The sequence below is a fragment of the Spirillospora sp. CA-108201 genome (genome assembly GCF_050936235.1).
Classification (GTDB): Bacteria; Actinomycetota; Actinomycetes; order Streptosporangiales; family Streptosporangiaceae; genus Spirillospora.
The window spans coordinates 5345127-5358741 of sequence record NZ_JBNJNE010000001.1 but is presented as its reverse complement, the minus strand read 5'-3'; the positions used below and the strand labels follow the sequence as shown (position 1 = coordinate 5358741).

Sequence of the window (13615 nt, the reverse complement as noted above, 5' to 3'; positions counted from 1 at the left end):
GGGGGGTCAGAAGACCGGAGTGCCGTTGCGGACGAGCTTCCAGTTCGCGACGTGGAACGTCGCGGGATCGATGGTGCCCGCGGCGGACGCGTACTCGACGATCGCCTCCCGGATCGCCACCTGGGCGTTGTAGACGACCGGGGCCGCGGCGATGTGGGGGAAGCCGCCGCCGCCCGACTGGCGGTAGTTGTTGACCGCGACGAGGAACTTCTGGTCGTCGGTGACGGGCGCTCCGTCGTAGGCCAGACCGACGATGCGCGAGCCTTCGGGCTTGGCGATGTCGACGTCGTAGGCGACGCCGGAGAACTGGTCGTAGTTGTAGTCGGGGCGGTTGTTCGCGTTCGTCCACGAGGCCGGGTCGGCGGGGGCGCCGGGGGCGACCTGCTTGAAGTACCGGGCCGAGTACTCCAGGTACGCCTTGATCTGGGAGCCCGTCAGGACGCTCGCGAGCAGCGTGTTGTCGTAGATGTAGAGGCCCGCGATGTCGCGGATCGTGACCTTGCCCGCCGGGAAGGTCGCGGCTCGGCTGAAGGGCGCGGCGATCGAGACGACCGGCAGGGACGCGTTCCCGGTCCCCGCGACCGCCGCCTTCACCTTCGCGGTCTGCACCTGGTGGACGTAGTCCAGGATCGCGGTGTCCTTCCAGCACGACTCCGCAGCCGACATCTCCTCGGTGGAGGTGGCGACCTCCTTGTTGACGTAGGCGACCACCGCGTCGTGCTGCTTCTTGACGAGGGTGACGAGCTCCGGGTCCTCCTCGACCGTGTTGCTGTTCACGGTCGTCGCCGACTTGCCGGCGACCGTCCAGCGGCCCCGCTCGTGGACGAGCGTGAGGTCGAAGACCGACAGGCGCTGGCCCCAGCACTTCGGCTCGCTCATCACGACCGTCCGGCCGGTGGCCCTGTTGGCGACGAACCGCTCGGGGATCTCCAGGTGCGCGTGTCCGAACAGGATCGCGTCGATGCCCGGGACCTGCTCGGCGACGAGGGCGGCGGCGTTCTCGACGGGCAGGGCGTCGCCGTAGGACGAGGTGCCGCTGTCGCCGGAGTGGGCGCTGACGACGACGACGTCGGCGCCCTTCGCGCGGATGACCGGCACCCAGCGCCGTGCCGTCTCCACCAGGTCCAGGAAGTCGAGCCTTCCGGAGACGTTGGCCTTGTCCCAGATCGCTATGCCCGGGTTGGTGAGGCCGAGCAGCCCGACCCGGATCGGCGGGAGCCCGCGCACCCGCATCGTTTTGATCATGTACGGCCGGTAGGCGGGGCGGCGGGTGCCCGCGTGGACGGCGTTGGCCGCGAGCACCGGCGCGTCCATCTGCTCGATCCACCGGTTCAGGAACGGGACGCCGTAGTTGAACTCGTGGTTCCCGAGGGCCACGGCGTCGTAGCCGACGGCGTTCATCTGCCGCGCCATCGGGTGGATCGCACCCGTCTTCGTGATCGGCTCGACGGAGGCGTAGTAGAAGCCGAGCGGGGTGCCCTGGAGGGTGTCTCCCGCGTCGAAGAGCAGGGTGCGGTCGCGGCCGCGGTCGGCGCGGATCTGGTTCACCAGGCTGGACACCCGTGCCAGCCCGACGACGTTGCCGCCGCTGTCGGTGTACTCGGCGTCCCTGTAGTAGTCCCAGTCGACCGCGTGGCCGTGCAGGTCGGACGTGCCCATCACGGTGATCGTCACGGACCGGCCGCGCGGCGCGGCCCGCGCGGAGCCGGGCCAGCCGGCCAGGGCGAGCGCGCTCGCGGCGGTGAGGCCGCCGAGGACCTGCCTGCGGCTGACGTCCGGCACGCGGCACGAGCACCAGCGCGGCTCGGGGGCCTTGGGGCTGTAGCGGTCCGGATTCTGCATGACGCTCTCGTTCCTTCGGCGGAGGGGACGGCAGAACGATAGAGGCGCAGCTCATGATCATTTTCGGCGAGATCTTCCGATCCTGGGGCGGATTCGTTGGCAGCTGTTGTGCAACGCCTCCGACCTGGGGCTATTTGATCTTGTGACGGACAGGGCCGGACAGCGGCCGCCGCGGCCGGTAGCGTCCCTCGGGCCAAGATCAACTCGACCGATCGGAGCTGTCCTTGCGGACGCGCGACAGGAAGACGACGGGAACCTGGCGGAGGCTCGCCTGCGCGGCGGCCCTGGCGGGCGGCGCGGTCGCCGGCCCGGCGGCGCAGGCCGACGAGCCGCCGCCCACCCCGAAGATCATCGGTGGGACGCCGGCCGACCAGGCGTACCCGTTCATGGCCTCCTTGGAGTACGAGCGGAACGGCAACCCCGACTCGCACCGCTGCGGGGGCGGGCTGATCGACGAGGAGTGGGTGGTCACCGCCGCCCACTGCGTGACCCAGGCGGGCCAGAACGGGGCGCCCTACTCGGTGATGGACCCGGGGCTGTTCCACGTACGGGTCGGGTCCGCCGACCGGACGCAGGGCGGCAGCGTCGCCAAGCTCAAGGGGATCGTCGTCCACCCCGGCTACCAGTACCTGGACGACCGGTCCGAGGGGAAGGACATCGCGCTCCTGCACCTCGCCACCGCGGTGCCGCAGGCGCCCGTCCCGCAGGCCACGACCCTCCCCGCGCCGGGGACGCCGGTCCGGCAGATCGGCTGGGGGTACACCTCGACCAGCGACAACGACCCGAGCCGGCTGCCCGTGCAGCTGCAGCAGCTCGACACGAAGGTGATCTCGCCGACCACCAAGAAGTGCCAGGTGGACGCCAGCGGTGACGACGCGTGGGGCTACCGCGACCACGACATCTGCACCGACAACCCGGAGGGCGTGCGCGGTCCCTGCGGCGGCGACTCCGGCTCGCCGCTGCTGATCAAGGTGAAGGGCCGCTGGGTCATCACCGGGGTCGACTCCCGCGGCGTCGGCGACGTCTGCGGGGAGACGCCCGACATCTACACCAGCGTCGGGTACTACCACGGCTGGATCGCCGGCGTCATCGGCTGATCCCCGTCCCGCGCGAACGCCCGGTCAGGCTCTGCCCGACCGGGCGTTCCGTCTTTTCGGGGGTACTTCGCTTGGTGGGTCGTGTGTCCGAAACCCGACGCCCGGGGCCGTGGCCTGCGTCACAGTGATGGCCTAGTGCCCCAGTAACTAACCGCTTGAACATCTTTGCGGCCTTTAAGTCAGTATTGCCGTGTTTATGGTTTCGTGTTCCTCTATTTAAGGCAATGTCTGATTGCGGACCCCCGCCGCCCGTTTCCGCGCCGCCGTCCGCCCGCCCGCCGCCCAACCACCGAGCCGCCCAGCCATCGAGCCGCCCCACGCCACGCAGCGACAGCGGAGGTCCGGATGCGCAAGGAGACGCTGGAGAGCTTCGTCCTCGGGGACGTCCTCCGGTCACAGGCGCAGGTACACCGAAGACAGACGTTCCTCAGATTCCGCGACGGGGAGATCAGCTACGGCGAGGTGGACGCCGCCGCCGACCGGCTGGCCCGCGCGCTCTCCGCCGCCGGCGTCGCGCGCGGCGACCACGTCGGCGTGATGCTCCCCAACTGCGCCGACTTCGTCCATGTCATCTTCGCGCTCGCGCGGCTCGGCGCGGTCGCCGTGCCGATCAACATCGCCTACCGGGGCGAACTGCTGCGGCACGTCCTGGACGGCTCCGACTCCCGCTGGCTGGTCGTCGACGGCCCGTACGCCGAGCGGCTCGTCGAGATCGCCGAGCGCCTCCCCAGACTGGAGCGGGTCGTCGTGCGGGACGCCGCCGCGGCCGGGGTGCTGCTCGACCGGCTCGGCAGGCCCGCACGGGAGATGAACGCCCTCCCGGCCGACGGGTCCGGTCCGGTGGACGTCGAGGTCGGCTTCGGCGACATGCAGGCGATCATGTACACGTCCGGCACGACGGGGCCGTCCAAAGGCGCGATGGTCCCGCACGCGCTCGCGCTGACCTGCGCCTACGACTCGCTGGACTTCCTGGACCGCTGGGGCAAGACCGTCTACTGCCCGCTGCCGCTGTTCCACGCCGCCGCGCTCTGGGACGGCATGCTCTCCGCCCTGCTCGGTGGCGGCTCCATCGCGATCGTCGAGCGGTTCAGCGCCTCCAGGTTCTGGGACGACGTGCGCCGCTTCGACGCGCAGGTGTGCATGAGCGTGTTCTCGATGATCCCGATCCTGCTGAACCGCCCGCCGACGTCCCGCGACCGCGACCACCGGCTGGAGACGTTCTACATGGGCAAGTCCAACCTGGACGAGCCGCTGCGGGAGCGGTTCGGCGTCCGGTCGGTGGAGACCTACACCAGCACCGAGGCGGGCATCGCGACCGGCAGCCCGTACGGGGAGTGGCGGCTCGGCTCGTGCGGGCAGGCGCACGAGGAGCGGTTCCAGGTGGCGGTCGTGGACGAGTGCGACCGGGAGGTCGGGCCGGGCGAGCCGGGCGAGCTGGTGCTGCGGCCGAAGCAGCCGTTCGTCCTCACCACCGGCTACTACGGCGACTGGGAGGCCACGACCCACTGCTTCCGCAACATGTGGTTCCACACCGGCGATCGGGTGTGGCGCGACGACGACGGGTATTTCTACTTCCTCGACCGGATGAAGGACGCCATTCGCAGACGGGGGGAGAACATCTCGGCCTTCGACCTGGAGACCGAGATCAACCGGCATCCGGCGGTGCTGGAGTGCGCCGCGATCGGCGTGCCCTCGGAGCTGGAGGACGAGGAGATCAAGGTGTCGGTCGTGGTGCAGCCGGACACCGGGCTCGCCCCGGAGGAACTGGTGGCCTACTGCGAGGAGCGGCTGCCGCGCTCGATGGTGCCGCGCTACGTCGAGTTCATCGACGCGCTGCCGCGCACCCCGACGGACAAGGTGGCCAAGTACAGGCTGCGCGCGCAGGGAGACGGCGGGATCACCGAGACGACCTGGGACCGGGAGGCGAGCGACCCGTGAACTGGGACGACACACCGGAGCAGGCGGCCTTCCGCGAGGAGGTCCGCGCGTTCGTCGAGGAGCGCTTCCCCGCGTCGTACCGTCCGGCCGGGGGCGAGGAGCTGAGCCTCGAACCCGAGGACGTCGCCGGCTACAACTGGCCGGTCGACCGGGTCGCGGACGACCCCGGGCGCCGGGAGGGCGCGCGGGCGTGGGCGGCGGCGCTGGCCGAGCGCGGCTGGATCGCGCCGCACTGGCCGCGCGAGTACGGCGGCGCGGGGCTGTCGGCGCTGGAGGAGTTCGTCCTGCACGAGGAGATGATGCGGGCCCGGGCGCCGACCGTGAACGGCATCGGCGCGTTCCTCCTCGGCCCGACCCTGCTGGTCCACGGCACCGACGAGCAGAAGGCCGTCCACCTGCCGCCGATCGCGGCGGGCGAGGCGACCTGGGCGCAGGGCTTCTCCGAGCCGGAGTCCGGCTCCGACCTGGCCTCGCTGCGCACCCGCGCCGTCCGGGACGGCGACGAGTACGTCGTGGACGGCCAGAAGGTGTGGACGTCCCTCGGCCAGTACGCCGACTGGCTGTTCGTGCTCGTGCGCACCGACCCGTCCGCCGGGCGTCCCCACCGCGGCATCACCTTCCTGCTCGTCGAGGCCGACGCGCCCGGGGTGACGATCCGCCCCATCACCGACATCCGCGGCGCGGCGCCGTTCTGCGAGATCTTCTTCGAGGGCGTCCGGGTGCCGGTGGCGAACCGGGTCGGGGAGGAGAACCGCGGCTGGTACGTGGCGATGTCCGCGCTCGGCTTCGAACGGGCCGGGATCGGCGCCACCATCAAGTACGAGCACGCCCTCGCCGACCTGGTGGCCTACCTCAGGTCGCCGGAGGGGGAGCGGCGCGCCCGGCGGGGCCCGGCGCTGCGGCAGGAGATCGCCCGCCGGCGGACCGAGATCGCCGTCCTGTACAACCTGGCCCGCTACACCGTGTCGAAGCAGGCGGCGGGCGACGAGCCCGGCTTCGAGGCGTCCGTCAACCAGTTGTTCGGCGCCGAGCTGCACCAGCGGCTCGCGCGGACGGGCGCGCTGGCGCTCGGGCGGTCCGCCGCGCTGTGGGAGCGCGAGGGGGCGCCCCTCGGCGCGGTGTTCACGCACATGCGCCGGGACTCGGTCGCTTCCACCTTCCTCGGCGGCACCACCGAGATCCAGCGCAACGTCATCGCCACCCGGGGCCTGAACCTGCCCCGCGGCTGACCACACACGGGAGGAGCGCACGCACATGCCCGACGAGAACGCCTACGAGACGGTCGACCTGCGGATCGAGGAGCGGGTCGCCTGGCTGACGCTGAACCGGCCGGACAAGCTCAACGCGCTGACGCCCACCACGATGACGGAGCTCCGCGACATCTTCACCCGCGTGGACGACGACGAGGACGTCTGCGTCGTGGTGCTGCGCGGCGCGGGAGAGCGCGCGTTCTGCGCCGGCATGGACCTGTCCTGGTCGGAGAAGCTGACCCCGCGCGAGCGGATCGAGCAGGGCCGGCTCGGCGAGAGGACGTTCGCGATGATGGAGCGGCTGTCGGTCCCGGTGGTCGCCGCGGTGCACGGCTACGCGGTCGGCGGCGGCCTGGAGCTGGCGCTCGCGGCGGACTTCATCATCGCCTCCGACAACGCCAAGATGGGGCTCGTCGAGATCACGCTGTCGGCGCGTCCCCCGTACCGCCCGAAGATGACCGAGGACGGCGACCCCGACCAGCCCGAGTTCGGCGGGTCGGCGCCCGGCTGGGGCGGTGTGAAGCGGCTGCCGGAGCGGATCGGCAAGGCCCGCGCCAAGGAGCTGCTGTTCACCGGGGCCCGCATCGACGCCGAGCGGGCGCTGAGCCTCGGCCTGGTCAACGACGTGTATCCGGCGGAGGAGTTCGACAAGCGTATCGGCGAGCTGGCCGAGCGGATCGCGGCGATGAACCGGTACAACCTGCGACTCGTCAAGGAACTCGTCACGTACGGCTACGACTGGATCGAGCCCCACCCGAGCTAGGAGGACCCGTGCAGATCTACCGCATCGATCACGTCGCGCAGGTGACCCCCGACCTCGACACGCAGGTCGCCCTGCTGGAGGGGCTGTTCGGGTTCCGGCGCGTCCGGGGCTGGGACAACCCGGCCGAGGGCGTGCGGGGCGCCCGGCTGGAGATCCCGGGAAGCCGCGGGCAGGCGTGGGAGGTGATCGCGCCCGCCGGCGACGGCTCGTCGCTCCAGACGTGGCTGGACGAGCACAACGGCCGCCCGGGCCTGCACCACGTCGGCGCCGAGGTGCCCGACCTGGAGGCCGTCCGGGCGGAACTGGAGGTGCGCGGCATCAAGCCGACCGACTGGGCGTGGGGACGCTGGCTGGAGGCGTCGCTGAGCCCGCCCGAGCACGGCCCCGGAGTGCTGTGGCGGCTCCGCGGGCCGGGCGGCCTGGACATGTGCGGCGACACCCCGGCCTCGGTCGCGCAGGCGTCCGAACCGGACGGCCCGTCGCTCGGCGTCGTGGCGCTCGACCACATCTGCCAGGCGTTCCACGACCGGGACGTCCTCGCCCGCTGGTACCGCGACCTCGCCGGGTTCGTGCAGGTCTGGCGGACGGCGGACGAGGAGCACCCCGACATGGCGGACCTCGTCCTCAACATCCCCGGCTCGACGATCTGCTGGGAAGTGATCATGCCGCGCGGGGAGGACTCGTTCATCGACCGCTTCCTGGAGCGCGGCGGCCCGGGCGCCCACCACGTGACCTTCGAGGTGGCCGACTGGGACGCGGCCCTGGCGGCCTGCGGCCACCACGACGTCCCCACCTTCGACGACGAGCAGGGCGTCACCGACGGCGCCGCCTGGAAGCACACGTTCATCCACCCGAAGCACACCGGCGGCATCCTCGTCCAGCTGTTCTGGGAGGAGCGGCCGGGCGTGTGGGTCCGCTCGGACAAGGTGCCGCCGCCATGGACCTGAGCCTGACCGAGGACCAGGAGCTGATCGCCGCCACGGCCCGCGAACTCCTGGAGTCCAAGGCCGCGACGGCGGGCGCGCGGGCCCTCGCCGGCGACCCCGCCGGCCACTCGGCGCCGCTCTGGAAGGAGATGGTCGAGCTCGGCTGGCCGGGCCTCGCCCTCCCCGAGGAGCACGGCGGCGTGGGCGGCGACTTCCTGGACGTCTGCCTGCTGTTCGAGCAACTGGGGTACGCGCAGGTCCCGAGCCCGCTCCTGGCCACGGTCGCGTGCTGCGGCATGCCGGTCGCGCGGTTCGGGACGTCCGCGCAGAAGGAGCGCTGGCTGAACGCCATCTCGGACGGCCAGATCGTCACGGCCGCGCCGCTTCCCTGGGACCGCCCCGGCGAGGGGCCGGTCGCGACACGCTCCGACTCCGGCTACGTCCTCGACGGTACGGCCGCGTTCGTCCCGTTCGCCGCGTCCGCCGCGCACATCCTGCTGGTGGCGCGCCTGGACGGCGAGCCGCACGCCTTCTGGGCGGACGCCGCCGACGTCACCCTGAGACCGCTCGGAACGATCGGCCACGACCGTCCCTGCCACGCCGAACTGGACGGCCTGTGGGTCCCCGGCGAAGCCGCGCTGGGGCCGGCCGCCGCGGACGCGATCTCCCTGTTCGGCGCGGCGGCCACCTGCGCGGAAATGGTCGGCGCGGCCCAGCACGTCCTGGACATGACGGTCCAGTACGCCACGGAACGCGAGCAGTTCGGCCGCGCGGTCGGCTCGTTCCAGGCCGTCCAACACCACTGCGCGAACATGGCCATCGACGTCCTGGGCTCCCGCTTCACCGCCTACGAGGCCATCTGGCTCCTCTCGGCGAACCGGGAAGCCGCGCAACAGGTCTCCATGGCCAAGGCCTGGGTGAGCGAGGCGTACGAACGCGTCTGCGCCCTGGGCCACCAGGTGCACGGCGCGATCGGCTTCACCCGGGAACACGATCTGCACCTGTTCTCCGAACACGCACTGGCGGCGTCCCTGGCCTTCGGCGACGCCGACCTCCACCTGGACCACCTGGCCACCGCCCTCGACCTGCCCTGACCGCACGGGTGACGCCCGGCCGAACCCCGGCCGGGCGTCAGCCCAACGCGACCTCGGCGAGCGGCTCCCACCGGTAGAGATGCCCGTCCCTCACCTGGGCGACCAGATGCACCCGGGCGACACGCAGGGGAACCGGCCCGGGACGCTGGTCGAGTGCCTCGACGATGGGCGCGGCGGGCCCGTCGGCGTTGCTGTAGGCGACGGAGACATGCGGCGTCCAGCCGGCCTCGCCGTCGAGCGGATGCACGCCCGCGGTCTCGGCGGCGGCCCGGCGCATCGCCTGCCGGACAGGATCGAGCCCCCGCTCCGGACGGATGCCGAGCGCCACCCCCTCGCCGTGGACCCACAACCTCCCGACCTCCACCTCGATCGGTGCGACGGCGCCCAGACGCCGGCCGACGCCCGCGACGAGCGCCTCGACCCGCTCGCGGGGGATCTCGTCCTCGAACCCGACGATCTGCGTGGTCATATGCAGCCACTCGGCGGGAATGAGATCCAGCCCGCCCACCCCCGCGAGCTTCTCCTGGTAGAGCCGGACGAGGCCGCCCACCTCCGGCTGCCCGTCGACCAGGATGTGCCAGAGCAGCATCCGCCGCCCAGGCCGCATCCCCGGCAACCACCACCAGTGATCGGACATCCGTTCCGGAATCGAGTCCAAGGCTCCTCCAAGCGCTCAGACGCCAGCATGCCGGACGCCCCGCCGGGCCTTCGCTGCTGGGGGGAGCGGGCGGTATTTCGGGGGTGTGGCTGGATACACCTCTTGAGAGGGCTTTGTTCACCGGCCTTCGGGTGTGTAGGCCGATGGTCGGGTTGCAGCCGCCTTTCTAGCGTCGTGGGCATGACAATGAGCTCTGTGGGCGGCCGCGTTTCGCGGGTTCTGCTCGGTGCCGTGCTGGTCGTGTCGGGCGCGGGGTGCGCCGCGCAGTCCGGGAGGCATGCGGTGGCCGCCGCCGGAACACCGGACGCCGCCGGCGGGCGGGGGACGGTGGTCTCGGTGACGCCGGTGATCGGCATGTCGCGGGCGCAGGTCCGCGACTACCTGGGCGATGAGGGGCTGGCGTCTCCGGGGCCGCGGAGCGGGGTGAGCGGCTTCAAGGTCCTCTACCGCACCGTCTCCGCGACCGGTCGGCCCACCCTCGCCAGCGGCGTCGTCGTCCTGCCCAGCGACACCGCCGGGGCGTTGCGGGCCGTCAGTTTCACCCACGGGACCCATGCGGGCCGCAGTACCGCCGGCTCGGTCGCCGCGGACGGGCAGAGCAGGATCGCGGCCGTCTACTACGCCGCCGCCGGATACGCCGGGGTCGCTCCCGACTACCTCGGCCTCGGTGAGGGGCCTGGGGCGCACCCCTATCTGGACGCCGCGTCGGAAGCGTCCGCGTCGCTGGACATGCTCCGCGCCGCCCGCGCCGTCGCCGCCCGGCAAGGCAGGGAGCTGGAGCGGCGGGTGCTGGTGACCGGCTTCTCGCAGGGCGGCCAGGCCGCCATGGCGCTGGGACGCCGGCTGCAAAGCGGCGCCGACTCCCACCTGCGGCTCGGCGCGCTGGCCCCGATCAGCGGGCCGTACGACCTGCGGCGCGCGCAGCTCCCCGAGACCCTGCGCGCCCAGAGCCCGCTGGACCCGCGCGTGTCGGCGTTCAACCTCGCCTATGCCACGGTGTCCTGGAACCGGCTCCACCACCTGTACGAGACGCCCTCCGACGTCTTCCGGGCGCCCTATGACACCACCGTGGAGCAGCTCTTCGACGGCGGCCACGACGAATCGGAGATCTTCCCGCAGCTCCCCGCCGGCCCTGAGCAACTGATGACCCCGCGCTACCTTCGCCGGCTCAAGCACCCCTCCGGGGCCCTGTCGCGGGCGATCCGCGCGGCCGACGGCACCTGCGACTGGGCTCCGGACGCCCCGGTCAGGCTCTACGGCGCTTCCGGCGACGAGCAGGTCACCTTCGGCAACACGCGCGACTGCGTCCGCGCCCTCCGCGCCCGCGGGACCCGGCCGCAGGTCGTGGACTACGGCGCCGGCACCGGCCATTTCGCCACCCTCCACCGCGCCCTGCCCGACACGCTCCGCTGGTTCCAGACCCACACATGAGCTGAGCGGCCATGGCAAAAGGGGTCCTGGCCGCATGACGGCCAGGACCCCCTTATAGGAGCTCCCGAGATTCATCGAGAGAAGAGCTTTGAAAGCAGTTGTTTACCCGTAGTAGACCCCATTGCAGTACGTGCAGATCTTGAAACCCCTCGTGTGGTGGTCCACCAGGTTGTGGTTGCCATCCGGGCTCGAAGGGCAGTCCCCCATGCATATCGGAAGATTGGAGGACTCGGGCGGCTGGTCGAACGGTTTCTCGGGCGGCAGGTCGGACTGCGACTCGAGCTTCGGCTCCATCAAAAGCACGTTGTGTCTCCCCAGTTTGTCTGCTGGCCCGCGTTCGAGGCGCGGCACCAGGCGTTCACGCAGGACTGTCCGGTGCGGCGTCGGGCAGCAAGCTTTAGGTAAGAAAAATGTGGCGGTTGTGGGGCTTGTCACACGCACTGGATATCGAGATAATTAAAGGTTTTCCAAGTAGGTAAAGTGGGCGAGAAGGCGGAGGATGGCCCGGTTCGGCGTAGGTTTGCCGGATGAGTGTGGTCGTCGCCGTGGCCGCGGCGCTGGTGGTGACCTGGGTGCCGGCGCTGCTGTGGGGGCGGCGGCATCGGCGGCGGGGGGATCTCGGGGGGCCGGAGCGGCGGGCGACCTTCGAGACCCTGCACACCGCCTCGCGGGCGGCGCCGGCGTTCCGGGGCGGGCTGACCGAGCAGGGGGCGCAGAAGGCGGCCCGGCATCTGCGGGCGCTGCTCGGATGCGAGGCGCTCGCCATCACCGACGGGGAACGGCTCCTGGCCTGGGACGGGGAGCACGACCACCACGCGGCGGACGGGCCGGGGCATGCCGAGGTCACGCGCGGAAGCGGGCGCACGCAGGTGCACGACGTGGAGTGCGACCGGCTCGACTGCCCGATCCGCCGGGTGGTGGTCGTGCCGCTCGCCACCGACGACCGGGTGGTCGGGACGCTGGCCGCGTACGGGGAGGACGTTCCCGCGGGGCTGATCCGCGCCGCCGAGGAGGTCGCGCAGTGGGTGGACGCCCAGCTCGAACTCGCCGAGCTCGACCACTCGCGGACGCTGCTGATGGAGGCGGAGATGCGGGCGCTGCGGGCGCAGATCTCGCCGCACTTCGTCTACAACTCGCTGACGACCATCGCCTCGTTCGTCCGGTCCGATCCGGAGCGGGCGCGGGAGCTGCTGCTGGAGTTCGCCGGGTTCACCCGCTACTCGTTCCGGCGGCACGGCGACTTCACGACGCTCGCCGAGGAGCTGCGCTCGATCGACCGGTACCTGCTGCTCCAGCGGGCCCGGTTCGGTGAGGAGCTGCGGGTGACGCTGCGGATCGCGCCCGAGGTGCTGCCGGTGGCCGTCCCGTTCCTCTGCCTGCAGCCGCTCGTGGAGAACGCCGTCCGGCACGGGCTCCAGGACCGGTCCGAGCGCGGGCTGATCACGATCATCGCGGAGGACGCCGGGGCCGACTGCGTGATCAGTGTGGAGGACGACGGGATCGGCATGGATCCCGAGGACGTCCGCCGCCTGCTGTCGGGGGAGCGGCCCGAGCCGTCCGCCGACGACGCCGCCGGGATCGGGCTCGCCAACGTCGACGCGCGGCTCCGGCAGGTGTACGGGGACGAGTACGGCCTCGCGGTGGAGACCGGGCCGGGCGCCGGGACGAAGATCACGGTGCGGGTGCCGAAGTACCGCCCCGGTGTCACGGCCTCTTGACGCGGTGCGGTGGTTTGACTGGAATGTGGCGGACGACGTGGGAAGGACGGTGCGGAGCCTTGCGTGTCCTGGCGGTGGACGACGAGGCGCCCGCGCTCGACGACCTCGTCCACCTGCTGCGCGCCGACCCGCGCATCGGTGAGATCGACACGGCCCGGGACGGGGCCGCCGCGCTCCGCAAGCTCGACCGGGCCCTCGCCGAGGGGCGCCCCGTCGCCGCCGTCTTCCTCGACATCCGGATGCCCGGCCTGGACGGCACCGTGCTCGGCCGCGTCCTCGCCCAGTTCGCCCGCGCCCCGCAGATCGTCTACGTGACGGCCTACGAGGAGCACGCCGTGGACGCGTTCGAGATCAAGGCGACCGACTACATCCTCAAGCCGGTGCGGCCGGAGCGGCTGGCCGTGGCGATCCGCCGGGTCATGGAGGCCGTCGGGGAGGCCGACGCCGCGCCGGAGCCGTCCGAGCCGGAGGCCATGCCCGTCGAGCTGGGCGGCGTGACGCGGTTCGTCACGCCCGGCGAGGTCCTGTACGTCGAGGCGCAGGGCGACTACGCGCGGCTCCACACCTCCGGTGGGAGCCATCTGGTGCGGATCCCGCTCGCCGCGCTGAGCGAGCGGTGGAGCGGCGCCGGGTTCGTCCGGGTGCACCGCAGCCATCTCGTGGCGCTGGCGGCCATCACGGAGCTGCGGCTCGACTCGGGGCGCTGGACGGTGGTCGTGGGCGGCGCCGAGCTGCCCGTCGCCCGCCGGCACGTGCGCGAGCTGCGCGACCTGCTCGTCCGCCGGGCGAGGCGGTCCCCCTGAGCGGGCCGGACGCGCCCCGCCGGCGGGGCGGGGACGTCGCGCCCGGGCGGACGCTGGTCACCGGGCCGCGGACCCGGGCCGTCCGGCGGCCCCGG

At 72.0% G+C, this 13615-nt stretch carries 11 protein-coding genes; 9 read left to right on the top strand and 2 right to left on the bottom strand.

Annotated elements, in window-relative coordinates; all coding sequences use genetic code 11:
• Positions 1-6 precede the first annotated feature (6 nt).
• Positions 7-1842: a bifunctional metallophosphatase/5'-nucleotidase gene (locus ACQEU6_RS25685; RefSeq protein ID WP_499335582.1), complete on the bottom strand. Its 1836-nt coding sequence runs from the start codon at positions 1840-1842 to the stop codon at positions 7-9.
• A gap of 224 nt (positions 1843-2066) precedes the next feature.
• Between ACQEU6_RS25685 and ACQEU6_RS25680 the strand changes: the two genes are divergently transcribed.
• The 6 genes from ACQEU6_RS25680 to ACQEU6_RS25655 all read left to right on the top strand — a co-directional run bounded on the left by ACQEU6_RS25680 (position 2067) and on the right by ACQEU6_RS25655 (position 8910).
• Entirely contained in the window at positions 2067-2939 is an 873-nt protein-coding gene (locus tag ACQEU6_RS25680; RefSeq protein ID WP_499335581.1) for a S1 family peptidase, read from the top strand.
• A gap of 345 nt (positions 2940-3284) precedes the next feature.
• Positions 3285-4877, top strand: coding sequence for an AMP-binding protein (locus ACQEU6_RS25675; protein ID WP_499335580.1), 1593 nt, complete (start codon positions 3285-3287; stop codon positions 4875-4877).
• Positions 4874-6106: an acyl-CoA dehydrogenase family protein gene (locus ACQEU6_RS25670; protein WP_499335579.1), complete on the top strand. Its 1233-nt coding sequence runs from the start codon at positions 4874-4876 to the stop codon at positions 6104-6106. Before ACQEU6_RS25675 ends, ACQEU6_RS25670 begins: the two co-directional genes overlap by 4 nt.
• Positions 6107-6131: 25 nt before the next feature.
• The gene (locus ACQEU6_RS25665) at positions 6132-6890 is read left to right on the top strand and encodes an enoyl-CoA hydratase/isomerase family protein (RefSeq protein ID WP_499335578.1); all 759 of its coding nucleotides are present in this window, start codon (positions 6132-6134) and stop codon (positions 6888-6890) included.
• Positions 6891-6898: 8 nt separating this feature from the next.
• The gene (locus ACQEU6_RS25660) at positions 6899-7837 is read left to right on the top strand and encodes a VOC family protein (protein WP_499335577.1); all 939 of its coding nucleotides are present in this window, start codon (positions 6899-6901) and stop codon (positions 7835-7837) included.
• Positions 7828-8910, top strand: coding sequence for an acyl-CoA dehydrogenase family protein (locus tag ACQEU6_RS25655; RefSeq protein WP_499335576.1), 1083 nt, complete (start codon positions 7828-7830; stop codon positions 8908-8910). The genes ACQEU6_RS25660 and ACQEU6_RS25655 overlap by 10 nt, the downstream gene beginning before the upstream one ends.
• A gap of 37 nt (positions 8911-8947) precedes the next feature.
• Here ACQEU6_RS25655 and ACQEU6_RS25650 read toward each other — a convergent pair whose 3' ends face one another.
• Positions 8948-9517 carry a 2'-5' RNA ligase family protein gene (locus ACQEU6_RS25650; RefSeq protein ID WP_499335575.1) on the bottom strand — a complete coding sequence of 190 codons (570 nt, stop codon included), beginning with the start codon at positions 9515-9517 and terminating at the stop codon, positions 8948-8950.
• 231 nt (positions 9518-9748) lie between these two features.
• On the opposite strand from ACQEU6_RS25650, the gene ACQEU6_RS25645 reads away from it, so the two are divergent.
• The 3 genes from ACQEU6_RS25645 (at position 9749) to ACQEU6_RS25635 (ending at position 13520) form a co-directional block, all read left to right on the top strand.
• Positions 9749-10999 carry a hypothetical protein gene (locus ACQEU6_RS25645; RefSeq protein WP_499335574.1) on the top strand — a complete coding sequence of 417 codons (1251 nt, stop codon included), beginning with the start codon at positions 9749-9751 and terminating at the stop codon, positions 10997-10999.
• Between the two features lie 527 nt (positions 11000-11526).
• Positions 11527-12717 carry a histidine kinase gene (locus ACQEU6_RS25640; protein WP_499335573.1) on the top strand — a complete coding sequence of 397 codons (1191 nt, stop codon included), beginning with the start codon at positions 11527-11529 and terminating at the stop codon, positions 12715-12717.
• A gap of 23 nt (positions 12718-12740) precedes the next feature.
• Positions 12741-13520, top strand: a complete 780-nt coding sequence (locus ACQEU6_RS25635; protein WP_499335572.1) for a LytR/AlgR family response regulator transcription factor — start codon at positions 12741-12743, stop codon at positions 13518-13520.
• The last annotated feature ends 95 nt before the right edge of the window (positions 13521-13615 follow it).